Annotated in this window: 13 protein-coding genes; 5 read left to right on the forward strand and 8 right to left on the reverse strand. The window is 74.6% G+C overall.

Features of this window, described 5'->3' with window-relative positions; genetic code table 11:
* From ACSNN8_RS37035 to ACSNN8_RS37050, 4 genes are all read right to left on the reverse strand, one after another.
* Nucleotides 1–966, reverse strand: coding sequence for an ABC transporter ATP-binding protein (locus tag ACSNN8_RS37035; RefSeq protein WP_436654830.1), 966 nt, complete (start codon nucleotides 964–966; stop codon nucleotides 1–3).
* On the reverse strand, nucleotides 963–1766 hold the full coding sequence (locus ACSNN8_RS37040) for an ABC transporter permease (RefSeq protein WP_436654831.1): 804 nt from the start codon (nucleotides 1764–1766) through the stop codon (nucleotides 963–965). Before ACSNN8_RS37040 ends, ACSNN8_RS37035 begins: the two co-directional genes overlap by 4 nt.
* Entirely contained in the window at nucleotides 1759–2616 is an 858-nt protein-coding gene (locus ACSNN8_RS37045) for an ABC transporter permease (protein ID WP_436654832.1), read from the reverse strand. The genes ACSNN8_RS37040 and ACSNN8_RS37045 overlap by 8 nt, the downstream gene beginning before the upstream one ends.
* A 1430-nt stretch (nucleotides 2617–4046) precedes the next feature.
* Complete coding sequence (locus ACSNN8_RS37050) at nucleotides 4047–4190, reverse strand: pentapeptide repeat-containing protein (RefSeq protein WP_436655573.1); 144 nt, start codon at nucleotides 4188–4190, stop codon at nucleotides 4047–4049.
* A 1365-nt stretch (nucleotides 4191–5555) separates the two neighbouring features.
* Here ACSNN8_RS37050 and ACSNN8_RS37055 point away from each other — a divergent pair.
* Nucleotides 5556–7970, forward strand: a complete 2415-nt coding sequence (locus tag ACSNN8_RS37055; protein ID WP_436654833.1) for a WG repeat-containing protein — start codon at nucleotides 5556–5558, stop codon at nucleotides 7968–7970.
* Nucleotides 7971–8001: 31 nt separating this feature from the next.
* Nucleotides 8002–9000, forward strand: a complete 999-nt coding sequence (locus ACSNN8_RS37060; RefSeq protein ID WP_436654834.1) for an aldo/keto reductase family protein — start codon at nucleotides 8002–8004, stop codon at nucleotides 8998–9000.
* A gap of 24 nt (nucleotides 9001–9024) precedes the next feature.
* Here the strand turns inward: ACSNN8_RS37060 and ACSNN8_RS37065 are convergent, their stop codons facing one another.
* Both ACSNN8_RS37065 and ACSNN8_RS37070 read right to left on the reverse strand, forming a co-directional pair.
* A complete protein-coding gene (locus tag ACSNN8_RS37065; protein WP_436654835.1) occupies nucleotides 9025–9852 on the reverse strand; it encodes a site-2 protease family protein in 828 nt (275 codons plus the stop codon).
* A 7-nt stretch (nucleotides 9853–9859) separates the two neighbouring features.
* Nucleotides 9860–10057 carry a hypothetical protein gene (locus ACSNN8_RS37070; RefSeq protein ID WP_436654836.1) on the reverse strand — a complete coding sequence of 66 codons (198 nt, stop codon included), beginning with the start codon at nucleotides 10055–10057 and terminating at the stop codon, nucleotides 9860–9862.
* 81 nt (nucleotides 10058–10138) lie between these two features.
* Here ACSNN8_RS37070 and ACSNN8_RS37075 point away from each other — a divergent pair, with 81 nt between their 5' ends.
* On the forward strand, nucleotides 10139–11986 hold the full coding sequence (locus tag ACSNN8_RS37075) for a bifunctional adenosylcobinamide kinase/adenosylcobinamide-phosphate guanylyltransferase (protein ID WP_436654837.1): 1848 nt from the start codon (nucleotides 10139–10141) through the stop codon (nucleotides 11984–11986).
* Entirely contained in the window at nucleotides 11983–12723 is a 741-nt protein-coding gene (gene cobS, locus ACSNN8_RS37080; protein ID WP_436654838.1) for an adenosylcobinamide-GDP ribazoletransferase, read from the forward strand. The genes ACSNN8_RS37075 and cobS overlap by 4 nt, the downstream gene beginning before the upstream one ends.
* A 797-nt stretch (nucleotides 12724–13520) precedes the next feature.
* On the opposite strand, the gene gcvT is transcribed toward cobS, so the two are convergent.
* Entirely contained in the window at nucleotides 13521–14600 is a 1080-nt protein-coding gene (gcvT, locus tag ACSNN8_RS37085) for a glycine cleavage system aminomethyltransferase GcvT (RefSeq protein ID WP_436654839.1), read from the reverse strand.
* Nucleotides 14601–14717: 117 nt separating this feature from the next.
* Here gcvT and ACSNN8_RS37090 point away from each other — a divergent pair, with 117 nt between their 5' ends.
* Entirely contained in the window at nucleotides 14718–16253 is a 1536-nt protein-coding gene (locus ACSNN8_RS37090; RefSeq protein WP_436654840.1) for a leucyl aminopeptidase, read from the forward strand.
* On the opposite strand, the gene ACSNN8_RS37095 is transcribed toward ACSNN8_RS37090, so the two are convergent.
* The gene (locus tag ACSNN8_RS37095) at nucleotides 16250–16579 is read right to left on the reverse strand and encodes a hypothetical protein (RefSeq protein WP_436654841.1); all 330 of its coding nucleotides are present in this window, start codon (nucleotides 16577–16579) and stop codon (nucleotides 16250–16252) included. The two genes, ACSNN8_RS37090 and ACSNN8_RS37095, sit on opposite strands and share 4 nt — an antisense overlap.
* Nucleotides 16580–16631: the final 52 nt, after the last annotated feature.

Here is a 16631-nt window from a genome sequence, read left to right on the forward strand (position 1 = left end):
TCATGATCGGCCGGGGCGGCCGTCACTGTAGAGCCGCGCCACCACGTCCTCGATCTCGGGCTCGACCAGCGACAGGTCGCGCACCGCCGCCGCGTTCACCAGCGCCGCCACCGCGGCGCCCGCGGCGATCGACTCCAGCGTGAGGGTGATCCGGTGCCCGTCCGCCTCGACCGAGGTCAGCGTCGCGCCGGGCAGCGTGAAGCCGGGCGGCAGCGGCGTCTCGAGGTCGGCCACCAGCCGGCGCCGCGACCCGTACCGGGCGTGCAGGTCCTCGATCGTGCCGTCGTGCACCACCCGGCCGTGGTCGATCACCACCAGCCGCCGGCAGAGCCGCTCGATGTCGGCCAGGTCGTGCGTGGTGAGCACGAGCGTGACGTCCCCGCTCGTGCCCAGCTCGCCGAGGAACGAGCGGACCGCCTGCTTGCTCACCACGTCGAGCCCGATCGTCGGCTCGTCGAGGAAGAGCACCTCGGGCCCGTGCAGCAGCGCCGCGGTCAGCTCGCCGCGCATCCGCTGGCCCAGCGACAGCTGGCGCACCGGGGTGTCCAGGAACGCGTCGAGGTCGAGCAGGTCGCGGCAGCGGCGCAGCCGGGTCTCGTGGTCGGCGGCCGGCACGCGGTAGATGTGCCGCAGCACCCGGAACGACTCGCGCAGCGGCAGGTCCCACCACAGCTGCGAGCGCTGCCCGAACACCACGCCGATGCGCAGCGCGAGCCGGGTGCGCTGCGGCACCGGTCGCAGGCCGCAGACCGACACCTCGCCCGCGGACGGCGACAGCACGCCGGTCAGCATCTTGAGGGTGGTCGACTTGCCGGCGCCGTTCGGGCCGATGTAGCCGACCATCTCCCCCGCGCCGATCGCCAGGCTGATCCCGTCGACGGCCGCGACCGTGCGCTTCTCGCGGCGGAGACGGCCGGTCTTCACGCGTACGGTGAAGTCCTTGCGCAGGTCCTTCATCTCGATCATGAGCCGGTGCTCCGGTAGTGACGCACGCCGATCCGCCACACCAGCGCGGCGATGCCCGCGGCGACCAGCGCCACGACCGGCGCCACATAGCCGGTCCAGGCGGGCAGTCCCAGGGGATCCGCACGGTCGAGCAGGGTGAGCGCGGGCTGATAGCTGACGAATCCGAACCCCAGGGCGTACGCGAAGACCGCGCGGAACCAGGAGCCGTAGACCGTGATCGGATACGAGGTGAAGTCGCGCCCGCCGTACGTGAAGGCCGCGCCGACCTCGCCGGACTCGACCCACCAGAACGCGAGGCTGGCGCTCAGCACGAAGATCGCCCCGAAGAACACCGCGCCGCTGATCGGGGCCGTCGCCAGCAGCAGCACCCGGCCGGGCGTCCAGTCGATGTCGTTGCTGACCACCGCCACGATCAGCACGGTGACCCCGACCGCGAACCGGGAGAGCTTGCGCAGCGGCAGGTCGGCGATCACCAGCTGCGGCAGCACGGCCAGCGGCCGCACCAGCACGGCGTCCAGCGTGCCCGACCGCACGTACGTCTTGAGCTGGTCGATGTTGCCGACGGTCAGGTCCGCGAGCACGAAGCCGGACGCGGTGATCCCCGTCATCAGCAGCGCCTCGTCGAGCGTGAAGCCGCCCACCACCGCCGCCGCGCGGAACAGCACGAAGACGGTGGTCGCGTCGAGCACCGTGCCGCCGGCGTTGGTGATCAACTCGACGGCGAACGAGGCACGGTACGCGGTGGCCGAGCGCAGCCGCCCGCCGAACAGCGCCGCGTACGCCCTGAGCGCCTCAGCCACCCTGCACCACCAGCCGGCGCTCGGCGCGGCGCTGCACCCGCTGCGCCAGGGCGACCATGATCACGGCCCAGACCGCCTGCAGGGCGACCAGGCCCGCCTGCCGCCCCGGCGGGTCGCGCTCGACCAGCACGTCGAGCGGCGTCTGCAGCAGGCCCGGCAGCGGGGTGGTCACCCAGATCGTGACCGTGAGCCAGTCGGGCAGCAGGCGCAGCGGGAAGTACAGGCCGGCCAGCATGCCCGAGCCGAGCGTCCAGAACATGAGCGGGCCGCGGGCGTCGCCGAGCCAGTACGCGGTCGCGTTGACCAGGTAGCGGCACCCGAAGCTGCCGATCACGGCCAGCAGCACGGAGACCGCGAACAGCGGCACGGTCTGCCAGCGAACCGGCGTGGCCAGCGGGAAGAACAACGCCCCCACCAGCACCGGCGGGCCGAAGCGGGTCAGCATCCCGTAGCCGCAGCGCCCCAGGTCGGCGGCCAGATAGGCGGTCACCGGCGGGACCGGGCGCAGCAGGTCGGCCGCGATGTCGCCGGTGCGGATGCGGTCGGCCAGGTCGGTCCAGCCCCAGATGCCGACCACGTACAGTAGCCCCTGCCCCACCCAGACGAAGGTGGCCAGCTGCCGCGCGTCGTATCCCCCCGCCCGCCCCGCCGCGCCCGCGGCCACGGCGAGCAGCACGTAGCAGCGCAGGAAGCCGAAGACCACGTTGGTGAACGATCCGGCGGCCATCGCCGTCCGATAGGTCGCGTAGCGACGGAAACCCGACCAGGCCAGCGCGCCGAACGTAGCAACGGAGCTGCGTACTGGACGGCGGGGGAAGATCGTTGGCACGCTGGCGTCCAGCCCGTCCACGCCGCTAATCTCCTTCCCTGCGGTGGAGCCGGGCGACTCTACCCGGTTCTCTCCCCGCCCACCGCCCATTTTCGACCAGAAGTGGAAGTTTTCGCCGTGACGGAGCGTAGCCAAGCGCCGGGCCTCCCCCGATGAACGGCTTCAGCTCCCGGGGCGGCGACATCTGGGGCGACGAGCCCGCCTGGGTCTACGAGATCACCTGGGAGTGGGAGCCGTTGTCCGGTCAGCGCTACCCCGGCGACCCCGGCCGCCGGAAGGCCGTGCACACGCCGGTCTACGAGGCCTCCGGCGATTCCCGTACGCCTTCCGGCGACGAGCCGCAGGGGAACCGCCCGGCCGCCTCGCCGCCCGCCGAGGACCGTCGCACGCCTCCCGGCGCTCCCCTCTACGGCCGTCCGGATGCGGGCCCCGCCGGCAGCTCCTACCGCGACGCGGTCCAGTTCCGCGAGGCGCAGCGGCGCGAGTCCTCGGCGCCGTCTTCGCAGTTCCGCTCGACCGACCCGCCGGCGGCGCCCGCCCCTCGCAGCAACCCGTGGTCCGTGCCGGTCAATCCCGGCAACGCGCCCTCGGTGCCGGTCAACCGTGGCCACTCCGCCGACCCTCCGGCAAGCCGGGGCACCGCCGTTCCGTCCTCCTCCCCCGGCCGGCCCGTCTCCCCGCCCGCGGGCCGGGCCGTTCCGCCGTCCTCCCCCGGCGTCTACGGCGCCGCCCGCCCGCCCGCTGCGGGTTCGCAGTACGGCAGGCCGCACACCCCCGAGGACGGCCCGCGCCCGGTCTCCCCGGCAGCCGGCGTCTACGGCAGCGCCCGTCCCGCACCCGCCGACGCCTTCCCGAACCGCCCCGGCGCCCACCCCGTCCCCGCCCCGCGCGAAGGGCACGACGAGACCCCGTTCGACCTGCGCCCCGTTCCGGCGGAGCGCCACACCCCGGCCGAGGCCCGCCCGGCGCCGCAGCCCACCCGGGTCACCCCTCCGCGCCCCGGCACCCCCGCCTATCCCCGGGTTCCCGGCCAGCCCGTCCCGCCTTCTCCGCACCCGGTCCCCGCTTCCGCGCAGCCGCCGGCCGCGCCGTCCTTCCCTGCCGCTCACTCACGCCCGGTCTCCGGCCCTGCTCAGCCCTCCGACTACGGCTCCCAGCCCGTGCCGCCGCGGCCCGGTTCCTACCCGGCCTCGCCTGCCCCCGGGCCTCGCCAGGTGTCACCGCCAGCCGGCGCCTACCCGGTCTCGCCCCCGCCCGGCCCCCACCCGGCCTCGCCGCCGCCAGGCACCGACCCGGCCGCTCTGCCGCCCGCGCCTCACCAGGTCTCGCCCCCGGCCGGTTCCTACCCGGCTGCGCCGCCGCCCGGCCCAGCCGGCCGAGTCCCGGGCCAGCCAGGCCCTCGCCAGGCGCCGCCCTCCGCTCAGCGTTCGGCCCAGCCGAGCTATCCGACGTCAGCGCAGCCCTTCGCCCCGCACCCCGGCACGGCGCAGCTGAGCTCCGCGCAACCGGCCACCCCGCACCCCGGCACGGCGCAGCCGAGCTCCGCGCAACCGGCCACCCCGCACCCCGGCACGGCGCAGCCGAGCTCCTCGCAGCCGGCCGCGTCACACCCCGGCGCGGCGCATCCCACGTCGGCGCAGCCTGTGCCGCCGCCGTGGGCCGGCTCGCCTCAGCCGACGTCCGCACAGCCCGGGTCGTCGTGGCCGGCGTCGGCACAGCCGGCCAGCCCCTGGCCTGCTGCCGCGCAGCCTGCTTCGGCTCAGCCCGCGACCGGTCATGGGGCCGGGCCGGTTCCCGCCGACGATGCGGTTGCACCGGTGACGGCGCCGCCCTACCCAGTGCCCGAGGCGTCCGCAGCGCACGCGCCTGGTGAGGCCTACGACCCGTCGGTGGGACCGGTCTCCACCCAGCCGGCGCCTCGGAGCGCCCCGCCCCTGACCGCGGCATCGAGCGGAACGATGTGGGAGCGCCCCGCCGTTGAAGCTCCCGCCCAGGCCCCGAGTCCCGCCTCCGCGATGCCGGTGTCCGCGGCCGTCCCGCCGCCCGCCGACGAGGATGACGAACCGCGCGGCCTCGGCTGGCTGCTCTCCCAGAGCGGCCTCGGCGCCATCTCGCCCCTGCCCCCGCCGATCCCGCACACCGACGAGCCCCCGCTGGCCCACCCTGTCGTCCTCGAGCCGATCGACGAAGCCACCGCCGAGCCGGCCGAACCCACCACGTCCGAGCCCTTCCCCGCCGAGGCGACCGCTCCGACCCAGGCCTCGGCCGCCCCCGCACCGGCTTCCGCCCCTCCCTCGGAGCGCCCGCCTGCGCCCGTCCAGCCCGCGCCAAGCGCAGCAGCCGGCCTGCCGACAGTCAGGGACCCCATCCCCGCACGGCCTCGGGTCACCGATCTCCCAGCGGCCCAACCCTCGGCCGGCGCGCCCGTATCGGCTGAGCCCTCAGCCGGCGAACCCGCAGCGGCCCGACCCACGGCCAACGCGCCCCTGTCGGCTGAGCCCTCGGCCAGCGAACCCGCAGCGACGCCACCCACGGCCAACGCGCCCGTAGCGACCGAGCCCCTGGCCAACGCGCCCGTCGCGGTCCGACCCACGGTCAGCGAATCCTCGGCGGCCCAGCCCACGACCGACGCACCGGTATCGGCTGAGCCTTCGACCAGCGAACCCGCAGCCGCCCGGCCCACAGCCAACGCGCCCCTATCGGCTGAGCCATCAACCAGCGGACCCGTAACAGTCCCATCCACGGCCGACGCGCCCCTGTCGGCGGAGCCCCCGGCCCGCGGACCCGTAGCTGCCCGCCCTCCGGCCACCGCACCCGTATCGACTGAGCCATGGGCCAACGAACCTCCAGCGGCCCGGCCCACGACCGACGGGCCCGTACCGGCTGAGCCCTCAGTCGGCGAACCCGCAGCAGTCCGATCTACGGCCGGCGAACCAGGAGCCGCCCAGGTAGCGGCTGGCGTGTACGCAGCAGTCCGGCCCACAGTCGACGAGCAGGCGCCCGGCCAGCCGTACAACAGCGAACCCGCAACGCGACCGGACAGCCGCAGGCACGACCTCAGCGATCCCGCAGCCGTCCGGGCCCCCGCCGGCGAGCCCGTGGGCGCTCGAGCGACGACCAGCGAACCGGTCACGGTTCGGTCCACGGTCAGCGAGCCGGCGGCCGCCCAGCCGAACGACACGGAACCCGCTGCTCGTCCCGGCATCCGCGAAGAGGCGCCGAACAGCGGCGGGCAGAACCGCAGCGAATCGGCCGCCGCCCAGCCCTCGGCCGGCGAATACGCAGAGGCCCGGCCCACGACCGGCGGACCGGCGCCTGCCCAGCCGAACGACACCGAAGCCGCTGCAGAACCCGGCACCCGCGACGAGACCTCGGACAACAACGGGCAGGACCTCGGCGAACCGGCGTCGTCGACGCCGTCCGCCGCGCAGCCGGAAACACCGCAAGGCAGGCACACACCGGACGAGTCGACGCAGGTCGGCCCGCGCGACGCCGCCCCCACGGCTGCCGCGCAGGACACGGCCGGCTCCGAGGTGCCCTCCGGCGAGAGCGCGTTCGAGCATCCCGGTGCCGCCGATCGGCCGGGCGACGAGGCAGCGGAAACGCACCACGCCGACCTGCCCTATGCGGACTACGACGAGCCGATCGCCGTGCAGCCGATCCTGATCGAGCAGCCGCCCAAGGCTGATCCGGCTCCCGCGGAACCGGAGACCGCGGACGACGAACCGATCGAAGCGGAACTGATCGACTTCGAGCCGCTCGACGACGTACACGCGACGGCGGATGCGCTCGACGACGACATCGTGGACGCGGAGCTGGTCGACGACGCTCCCCGGGAGGTGGCCGGGGCGATCGAGGCACCGGCGCCCGCGCCGGCCATCACGGCGGAGCCGGCGGCGAACCCGGCAGCGGCGGACCCGGCAGCGGCGGACCCGGCAGAGGCGGACCCGGCAGCGGCGGACCCGGCAGAGGCAGAGCCGGCAGCGGCGGACCCGGTCGACGCGACGGAACCGGGCGGTCGGAACGACGACCCGCCGCGGCCCATCCGGCAGAACCGGGAGCAGCGGGCCGACCCGCGCAACCGGCGCACCGACCCGGAGCAGATCCTCGCCGCCTACCCGGTGACGTACGACCCGCGCACGCTGCGCGAGCAGATCGAGGACGACGAGCCGATGTGGGTGGTGATCGACCGGCTCACCGACAAGCTCGAGTACGCCGAGCGCGACGCCGACCGGGCGCGGCTGCTCAGCCTGCGGGCCGTCGCGTCGCGGCTGCTGGACGACCTCGATCCGGCGCTGGAGGATGCGCGGGCGGCGCTGATGCACGCCGAGGCCGCGGGTGATCTCGTACGGACGGCGACCGTGCGGGCGCGGCTGGCGCACGTGCTGCAGTGGCGGGGCGACTACGCCGAGGCCGACCGGATCTACGCGGAGGCCAACTCGGCGGAGCTGCCCGCCCGGCTGCGCGCGGAGATCTTCGAGCTGGCGGGGCGGTCGGCGTTCGAGCAGGGGCGCTACCTGGAGGCCGTGAACCACCTGGAGAGCGCGCTCGACCTGCGCAAGGGCGCCGACCCGGACCTGGTCGAGCGGATCGAGCTGGCCCTGGACACGATCACCGGCCGGGCCGCGGAGGGCTGGGGACCGTACCCCCGGAACCGGGACGAGATCGTGGGCGGGACGGGACCGGTGCGGCCGCTGCAGGACGAGGCGTCGGGGTTGTGGGGCTATCCGGGGTCGCTGACGCCGCGGTTCGCGCAGGCCCAGCCGTTCGCGGACGGGGTGGCCTGGGTGCGCCTGCCGGAGGCGCCGGCGTGGGAGCTGATCGACGAGTCGGGCGAGGTGCTGATCGACGCGTCGTCGGGGTACCGCGCGGCGGGCCGGTACGCCGAGGGGCTGGCCTGGGTGTCGCGCGACGACGCGGGCGGCTGGTTCGCGATCGACAAGCAGGACCGGGTGATCGTGCCGGGCGGGTTCGACGACGCGCGGCCGTTCCGCAACGGGCTGGCGCTGGTGCGGCGCGGCGGCTGGGGTGCGGTCGACCGGCACGGGCGGGTCGTCGTGCAGCCGCACTACCGGGCGTTCGCGACGATGCTGGCGTCGGGCGAGCCGGTGGACGGGTTCACCGACGAGGGGCTCGCGGTCGTCGACGCGGGCGAGGTGTACGGGGTGGTCGACCGCGCCGGCCAGCTGCTGGTGCAGCCGGTGCACGCCGCCCTGCTCATCCACCCCGTGGCGTTCCTGGTGGCCGACCGGTTCGGGCTGTGGGGCGCGCTGACCCGCGACGGCAGGCCGCTGGTCGAGCTCAAATACTCCGAGCGCGCCGACGTGCTGGAGGAGATCGGTAAGTTGATCAAGGACACCCGTCCCGTCCTCTGAAAAGTTCCGCGGCCGGGCATAGTGTCGGGGCATGGAACACCGTCATCTCGGCCGTTCGGGGCTGCTCATCAGCGAGCTCGCGTACGGCAACTGGATCACCCACGGTTCCCAGGTCGAGGAGGACGCCGCGGTCGCCTGCGTGCGCGCCGCCCTCGACGTGGGCATCACCACCTTCGACACCGCCGACGCGTACGCCGGTGGCCGCGCCGAGGAGGTGCTGGGCCGGGCGCTGAAGGGCGAGCGCCGCCAGGGCCTGGAGATCTTCACCAAGGTGTTCTGGCCGACCGGCCCGGGCCCGAACGACCGCAGCCTGTCGCGCAAGCACATCATGGAGTCGATCGACGGGTCGCTGAGCCGGCTGCAGACCGACTACGTCGACCTCTACCAGGCGCACCGCTACGACTACTCGACCCCGCTCGAGGAGACCATGCAGGCGTTCGCCGACGTGGTGCGCCAGGGCAAGGCGCTCTACATCGGCGTGTCCGAGTGGACCGCGTCCGAGATCCGGGCCGGCTGGGAGATGGCCCAGGACCTGAAGATCCCGTTCGTGTCGAACCAGCCGCAGTACTCGGCGCTCTGGCGGGTCATCGAGGCCGAGGTGGTGCCCACCTCGATCGAGCTCGGCATCGGCCAGGTCGTGTTCTCGCCGATCGCGCAGGGCGTGCTGACCGGCAAGTACGAGGTCGGCAAGCAGCCGCCGGCGGGTTCGCGCGCCACCGACGAGAAGTCCGGCGCGAACTTCATCTCGCGGCTCATGCGTGACGAGGTGCTGGAGGCGGTCGCCCAGCTCAAGCCGCTCGCCGAGCAGGCCGGGCTGTCGATGGCGCAGCTCGCCGTCGCGTGGGTGCTGCAGAACCAGAACGTCTCGGCCGCCATCATCGGCGCGTCGCGCCCCGAGCAGGTGCACGACAACGCCAAGGCCTCGGGCAGGAAGCTCGACGCCGACCTGATGAAGGCCATCGACGCGGCCCTGGACCCGGTCGTCGAGCGCGACCCGGCCAAGACCCAGAGCCCGGCGCAGCGTCCCTGACGGTGCTGGTCCGGGGGCTGCTGCTCAGCTCCCGGACCAGAACCTCATCAATTCGAGCCCGACGCGGATCAGCACCTCCGACAGGCCCAGCTTGTCGGCGATCCAGAAGACCACGTCGTAGAACCACTCCCCGATCCGCGTCTGCCACAGCAGCAGGAAGAGCAGGATGAACCCGTACGGGGCGAAGAGGTTCCACGCCCGCTGATACGCGGGGCTCATCCACGGGGCGATGATGCTGCCGCCGTCCAGCCCGGGGATCGGCAGCAGGTTGAGGATCGTCGCGGTCACCTGCAGGAACGCCAGCGCCGCGAGCGCGGCCCAGAACTCCAGGTGGTCGCCCGAGCCGCCGGCGACGAACTGGCCGCCGACCAGGTCGAGCGTGGGCCCGACGCCGATCAGGAACGGGATCGCGAACAGCAGCGCCAGGATCACGTTGGTGAGCGGGCCGGCGGCGCTGATCAGCGAGTCCTTGGCGCGGCTGCGGATGTACCGGTGGTCGACCCACACGGCGCCGCCGGGCAGGCCGATGCCGCCGAGGATCACCACGACGACCGGCAGCACGATCGACAGCAGCGGGCTCGTGTACTTCAGCGGGTTGAGCCGCAGATAGCCGCGTTCGGCCACGGTGTGGTCGCCGGAGAAGTAGCCGATCAGCGCGTGCGCGTACTCGTGCAGGCACAGCGAGACCAGCCAGCCCGAGACGACGAACAGGAACACGTCGACCCGGACGTTGCCGAAGCCCGCCCAGGTCATCCAGCCGCTGACCACGAAGACGGCGACGATGCCCACGAACACCGGGCTGGGCACGAAGGCGTTGCGCGGCGTCCGGGTGGAGACCGGTTCGTAAGTCACGTCCCGCTCATTCCGCCGGCAGCAGGCTCATCCGGTAGTCGACCCGGTCGTCCTCGAGCAGCACCACCCCGGCCACGCCCTGCTCGGCCAGCTGACGCCACTCCTGGCCGATCCACGACTCGGCGTCGGCCTGGCTGCTGAACGTCTCCGGTGGACCGGCCACCGGCTGGCCGTCGACGTTCTCGTACCGCCAACTCCACGACATACGCCGTCCCCTCACGTCCTCGGTCGGTGCGCTTCCACCCTACGGCGTCGCGCCGTGCGGCCCGGCCTTAAGGTACGGGGCATGTCCGATGATCGGCAGCACACGGTCCTGGTGCTCGGCGGAATCCGCTCCGGCAAGTCCGCGTTCGCCGAGTCGCTGGTGGCCGACGCCCCCGCGGTGCGCTACGTGGCGACCGCCGCCGGCGGCGAGGACGACCCCGAGTGGCTGGGCCGCATCGAGGCGCATCAGCGCCGCCGCCCGCAGTCGTGGTCGACCGAGGAGACCGGCGCCGACCCGGCCCGGCTCACCGAGCTGCTGACCGAGGCGAAGCCCGACGACACGCTGCTGGTCGACGACCTGGGCGGCTGGGTCGCCGCGCTGCTCGACCCGGCCCGCCAGCCCAACGACGACGAGGCCGACGTGGCCGCGCTGGCCGCCGCCGTACGCTCCTGCGCCGCGCGGGTCGTGCTGGTCAGCCCCGAGGTCGGCCTCGCGCTGGTGCCGACGACCCCGGTGGGGCGCGCCTTCGCCGACGCGCTGGGCACCACCAACCAGGCCCTTGCCGACGCCTGCGACCGGGTCGCGCTGGTGGTCGCGGGCCGGCCGGTCTGGCTGAAGCCGGCGCCCGAGCCGGCGGTCGCCTTCCCCACCGTGCCTCCCGTGCCGGCGAGCGCCGAGCCGCCCGCCGGGTCGCCCGCAGATGCCGGCTCGCGTGCAGAGGTGGTTAGCCCGCCCGCGCATGTCGTGAGCCCGCCCGCCGACGAGCCCACGCACGTCGTGAGCCCACCGGCCGTCGAGGGGTCCGTTCGCGTGCCCGAGGTCGTCAACGAGCCGACCATGGTGCTGCCGCTGGTCGCGTCGGCGACCGTCATCGAGGCGGGCATGGACCTGCCGCTGCCCGACGGCGACGCCGGGCCCGACGCGCGGGACCGCCTGGCCACCGTCGACTTCCCCGGCACCGGGCTGGGCCGGCTGGTGGAGGCGGTCGAGTTCGCCGCCGGCACGCAGGGCACCGTCACCCCGCAGCCGTGGTCCGCCGTACGGGTGCTGCTGATCTCGGGTCGCCACGCCGGCGGCGCCGCGGCCGGTGACGACGCCGAGGACGTCGAGCGCCGCGTCGCGCAGGTCGAGAACGGCGAGGGCGTGCTGAGCCGTCTCGCCGGGTCGGCCGGCGCCGACATCGCCGTGCTGCGCACCGGTGAGGCCGCGCCCATGGAGGACGGCCCCACCACCACCGACGAGGAGGTGGAGCGCGGCCTGCAGCAGGGCTGGCAGCTCGCCGACGCCGCCGCGGAGGCCGGCAAGGACCTGCTCGTGCTCGCCTCGATCGGCGCCGGCACCGACGCCGTCGCCGCCGCCGTCTCGGCCGCCACCACGGGCGCGGAGCCGGTCGCCGTGCTGCCCCGCGTCCTGCTACCCGGCGGCGTGTTCGACGACGAGTCGTGGATGGCCCGGTGCGCCGCCGTGCGCGACGCGCTGCACCGCATCCGCCGGGAGCCGCGCGGCGCCAAGGACCTCCTGCGCGAGCTCGGCGGCCCCGACCTGGCCGTGGCGACCGGCGCGCTGCTCGGCGCGGCGGCCCGGCGGCTGCCGGTCGTGCTCGACGGGCCGGTCGGCGTGGCCGCCGGGCTGATCGCCCGCGACCTGGCCAGCCAGACCCGGCACTGGTCGATGCTGGTCGACGCGGGCGACCTCGAACTGGTGCGCCAGGGCGGCGACGTGCTCGGCCTGACCCCCGTACTGGATCTGGGTCTGGGTCTCGGCGAAGGCGCGAACGCGCTGGCCGCGCTCCCGTTGCTGCGGACCGCCGTCGGGCTCGCGTCGGCGATCGGGCCGCACCCCGCGACGCTGCCCGCGGACGAGGGCGAGCCCGACTTCACCGAGCCCGAGCCCGACGGTCCCGGACCGGCCACCACCTCGCCGGAGTGAGGCTCGCGGACGGCCTCCGGCTCTCGATCACCACGCTGACGGTCCTGCCGGTCCGCGCCGGCCGGATCGACCGCCCCGCAGCCGCCGTGGCGATGAGCGCGGCGCCCGCCGTAGGCGCCCTGCTCGGCGCGATGCTCGCCGCGATCCTGTGGCTGCTGCGCGAGGCCCACGCCCCCGCCCTGCTCGCCGCCGCCGTCACCGTCGCCGCGGCGGCCCTGCTGACCCGCGGCATGCACCTCGACGGGCTGGCCGACACGACCGACGCGCTCGGCTCCTACCGCCGCGGCGAGGCCGCGCTCGAGATCATGAAGAAGTCCGACATCGGCCCCTTCGGCGTCGCCGCGATCGCGCTCACGCTGCTGATCCAGGCCTCGGCGCTGACCTCGCTGCCGGTGGTCGCCGTGGTCGTCGCCTTCGCCGCCGGCCGGGTCGCCGTGCCGCTGGCCTGCCGTCGCGGCGTGCCCGCCGCCCGGCCCGAAGGGTTGGGGGCGCTGGTGGCCGGCACTGTGCCCGTGCCGGTGGTCGTGGTGGGCGCGGTGCTCGTGGCGGGGGCGGCAGTTGCCGCGACGCCGAGCCGTCCGTGGCAGGGGCCCGTCGCCGTCGTCGTCTCGCTGCTGGCGGTGCTCGCGCTGGTGCACCACGCCGTACGCCGTTTCGGCGGCATCACCGGCGACGTGCTGGGCGCCGCCGTCGAGCTCGCCACCACCGCCACCCTCGTCGGCCTGTCTCTCCGCTGACCTGCGAGCCCGCCCCCACTAAGCCCTCCCCGCCCACCCAGGGGGCCGGCCCGAAAGTACGCCGGCGCAAACGGACATAACGGGTTGTCCACAGCCGGAAATCCGTGATCTGACGTACAGCGCGATGCGGACTTGATCACGTCGGGCGCCGAGCGTGGGGCGCGCTGGGGTGCGGCCGAGTCGGGTGTGCGGGCCGAGTGCGGCGCGGCCGAGTCGGGGTGCGGCCGGGTGCTGCGCGGCCGAGTTGTGGGGTGCGGCCGGGTGCTGCGCGGCCGAGTCGGATGTGCGGGCGGAATGCGGCGCGGCCGAGTCACGAGTGTGGGCCGAATGCGGCGCGACCAAGCCACGTGGGGCTAGTCCGGCTGAGAGAAATTTGCGGGCTGAGCGGGGGACGCGGGCAGAGCCAAGCGTGGCCGGCCGGGTGGATGGGCGCGGCCAGGTGGACGGAAGGGCGCGGACACGGCGGACGGGCGCGGCCGGGCGGGCGGACGGGCGCAGCCGGCCGCGGCGCTTCCAGGCGGGCCGGGGCGGCCAGGCGGGCACGGCGCAGGCGGACCGGCGCGGCCAGCGGACCGGCGCGGCCAGACGGGCCGGGGGCGCCAGACGGGCGGGGCGCAGACGGGCCGGCCGGGCGGCCAGACGGGCGAGGCGCGGACAAGCGGACGGACGCGGCAGACGGGCGGGTGCGGCCAGGCGGGCGCGGGTGCCGGCCAGGCGGGCGGGTGCGGCAAGCCGGGCGCTGGGGGCATTGAGCGAGCCCTCGCCACCCCGAGGTCAGGGAAGCGGACGACCCCGCCTCAGCGGACCGAGGTCTGGACGAAAGGCGGCTTCACGACGCGGGCCTCGGTGCGGCGGCCGCGGATGTCGATCTGCACCAGGTCGCCCTCGGTGACGGCGGCGGCTGTGTCGAGCAGGGCCAGCGCGATGCCGACCTTGCGGGTGGGCGAGAACGTGCCGCTCGTGGTCTCGCCGATGAGCTGGTCGCCGGCGTACACCTGCATGTGACCGCGGGGGATGCCGCGACCGGTCAGTTCGAGACCGCGCAGCGTGCGGCGGGGGCCGGCGGCCTTCTCGGCCACGAGGGCGTCGCGGCCCCAGAAGGCGGGCTTGTTCCAGCCGACCGCCCAGCCCGAGCGGGCCTGCACGGGCGTGATGTCGAGGGTCAGGTCCTGGCCGTGCAGAGGGTAGCCCATCTCGGTGCGCAGCGTGTCCCGCGCGCCGAGGCCGCAGGGCTGCACGCCGGCGTCGATCAGCGCGTCCCAGACCTCAGTCGCAGCGCCCGAGGGCACGACGAGCTCGTAGCCGTGCTCGCCGGTGTAGCCGGTGCGGCAGACGACGTACCCGGCCTCGGACACGGCGAACGACATGTAGTCGCTGAGCGCGGGCAGGCCCAGCTTGGCGACCACGGCGGCGGACTGCGGGCCCTGCACGGCGAGCACGGCCCAGTCGTGGTGCTCGCCGGTGACGGTGATGCCCGCTGGCGCGGCGGCGGTCAGCAGGCGTACGACCTCCGCCGTGTTGGCCGCGTTCGGGATGAGGAAGACCTCGTCGTCCGAGAGCAGGTACGCGATGAGGTCGTCGACCACGCCGCCGTTCTCCGCGCAGCAGAGCGTGTACTGCGCCTTGCCCGGCGCGATGCGGCCGAGGTCGTTGGTGAGGCAGGAGTTCACGAACGCGGCCGCCCCGGCGCCGCGGACGCGGGCCTTGCCCAGGTGCGACACGTCGAAGACGCCGGCCGCCTCGCGCACGGCCGTGTGCTCCTTGAGGACGCCGCCGCCCGCGTACTCCAGCGGCATCTCCCAGCCGCCGAAGGAGGCGAATTTCGCACCGAGTGCGACGTGACGCTCGTGCAGCGGCGAACGGAGGAGGGCAGACATGAGAGTCAACTTACCCGTGACCTTGACCTTGGTTAGAGTCGCGGGGACACCCAAGCACCTTTTCGACCGGGGCGCCCAAGAGGCCACCCGGCCCCCAAGTCCCGCGGAGAGCCTCCAGTGAGCCAGCCCAGCCTCAGCCTGGTCGACAGCGACCCGGCCGAATTGGCCGTCGACGCCATCGTCATCGGCCTGCACAGCCAGCCCGACGAGGACGGCGCCCTGCTGCCGGCCGCCGGCGCGGAGAGCATCGCCGCCGCGTTCGACGGGCGGCTGACCTCGACGCTGGCGCTGCTCGGCGCGAGCGGCGCGCCGGGCGAGGTGACCAAGCTGGCCACCCTCGGCACGATCGCGGCCCCGCTGGTGGTGGCGGTGGGGCTGGGCGACGAGCCGTCGGGCTCCGCGCCCGCCCCCGAGACCCTGCGCCGGGGCGCGGGCGCCGCGGTGCGCGCGCTGGCGGGCAGCGGCACGGTCGCGCTGGCCCTGCCGGTGCCCGACGACGAGGACGCGCCGGGCGTGCTGCGCGCGATCCTCGAGGGCGCGCTGCTGGGGTCGTACCGGTTCGCCGGCTACAAGACCAAGCCGCAGCCGAGCCGCCGCGACCCGGTCGCCGCGCTGCAGGTGCACGTGCCCGACGCGGGCGACGCCGCGGCCGCCGCCGAGGTGACCCGCGCCGAGGTCGTCGCGCGCTCGGTGCGCCTGACCCGCGACTGGGTCAACACCCCGCCCAACGTGCTGCGCCCGCCGCAGTTCGCCGACGCCGTGGTGGCCGCGGCCGAGGGCACCGGCCTGGAGGTCGAGGTGCTCGACTTCGACCAGCTCAAGGCCGGCGGCTACGGCGGCATCGTGGCGGTGGGCCAGGGCTCGGAGGCCCCGCCGCGGCTGGTGAAGCTCAGCTACGTGCCCGAGGGCGTCGAGTCGCCGACGCGGGTGGCGCTGGTCGGCAAGGGCATCACGTTCGACACCGGCGGCATCAGCATCAAGCCGTCGGCGGGCATGTGGGAGATGAAGTCGGACATGGCGGGCGCGGCCGCGGTGGGCGCCACCATGCTGGCGGTCGCCGCGCTCAAGCCCCGGGTGGCGGTCACCGCCTACCTGGCGATGGCCGAGAACATGCCCTCCGGTACGGCGTACCGCCCGGGCGACGTCATCACGATGTTCAACGGCAAGCGCGTCGAGGTGTTCAACACCGACGCCGAGGGGCGCATGGTGCTCGGCGACGCGATCGCCCGGGCGTGCCAGGACGGCACCGACTACGTGCTGGAGACCTCGACGCTGACCGGCGGGCAGGTCATCGCGCTGGGCAAGCGCATCGCCGGGCTGATGGGCTCGGACGGCGCCGTCGAGCTGGTGCGCAAGGCGGGCGACGAGGTCGGCGAGCCGGCCTGGCCGATGCCGCTGCCCGAGGAGGTCCGCAAGGGCATGGAGTCGGACATCGCCGACATCTGCCAGACCAACGCGAACCTCGACCGGGCCGGGCACATGCTGCAGGGCGGCGTCTTCCTGCGCGAGTTCGTGGCCGAGGGCGTCGAGTGGGCGCACATCGACATCGCGGGCCCCAGCTACCACACCGGCGAGGCGACGGGGTACTGGACCAAGGGCGGCACGGGCGTGCCGATCCGCACGCTGCTGGCCGCGATCGACTCGCTGAGCTAGGACGGTGCCGAGGGCCGGCGCTTCTGGCGCTCGTTGTAGTCGCGCATCCGTTGCGGGTAACCCATCAGCCTCACGTCGTAGATCGGGACGCTCAGCTGGTGGGCCCATCGCCGGGCGATCTCGGGCGTCTCGGTGCGCCGGCGCGTCCACTCGCCGTCGTGTGCCACGAGCAACACGGTGGTCTCGGTCACCGTCGTGCGTGGCTCGATGAACGCCTCGACCCCGCGCCGGGTGCGGACGAACTCCGCGAGATACTCAAGATCGGCACGGTCCACCGCCCGTCCGGCCGCACGACGGGGCTCCTGGCGACGCCGAAACCAGGCCACGACCCGCTCCTCACGCTCTGGTGCGCCAAGGGTACGACGAGCAGGCACGCAC

This window comes from Actinoplanes sp. URMC 104 (assembly GCF_051386375.1).
GTDB lineage: Bacteria > Actinomycetota > Actinomycetes > Mycobacteriales > Micromonosporaceae > Actinoplanes.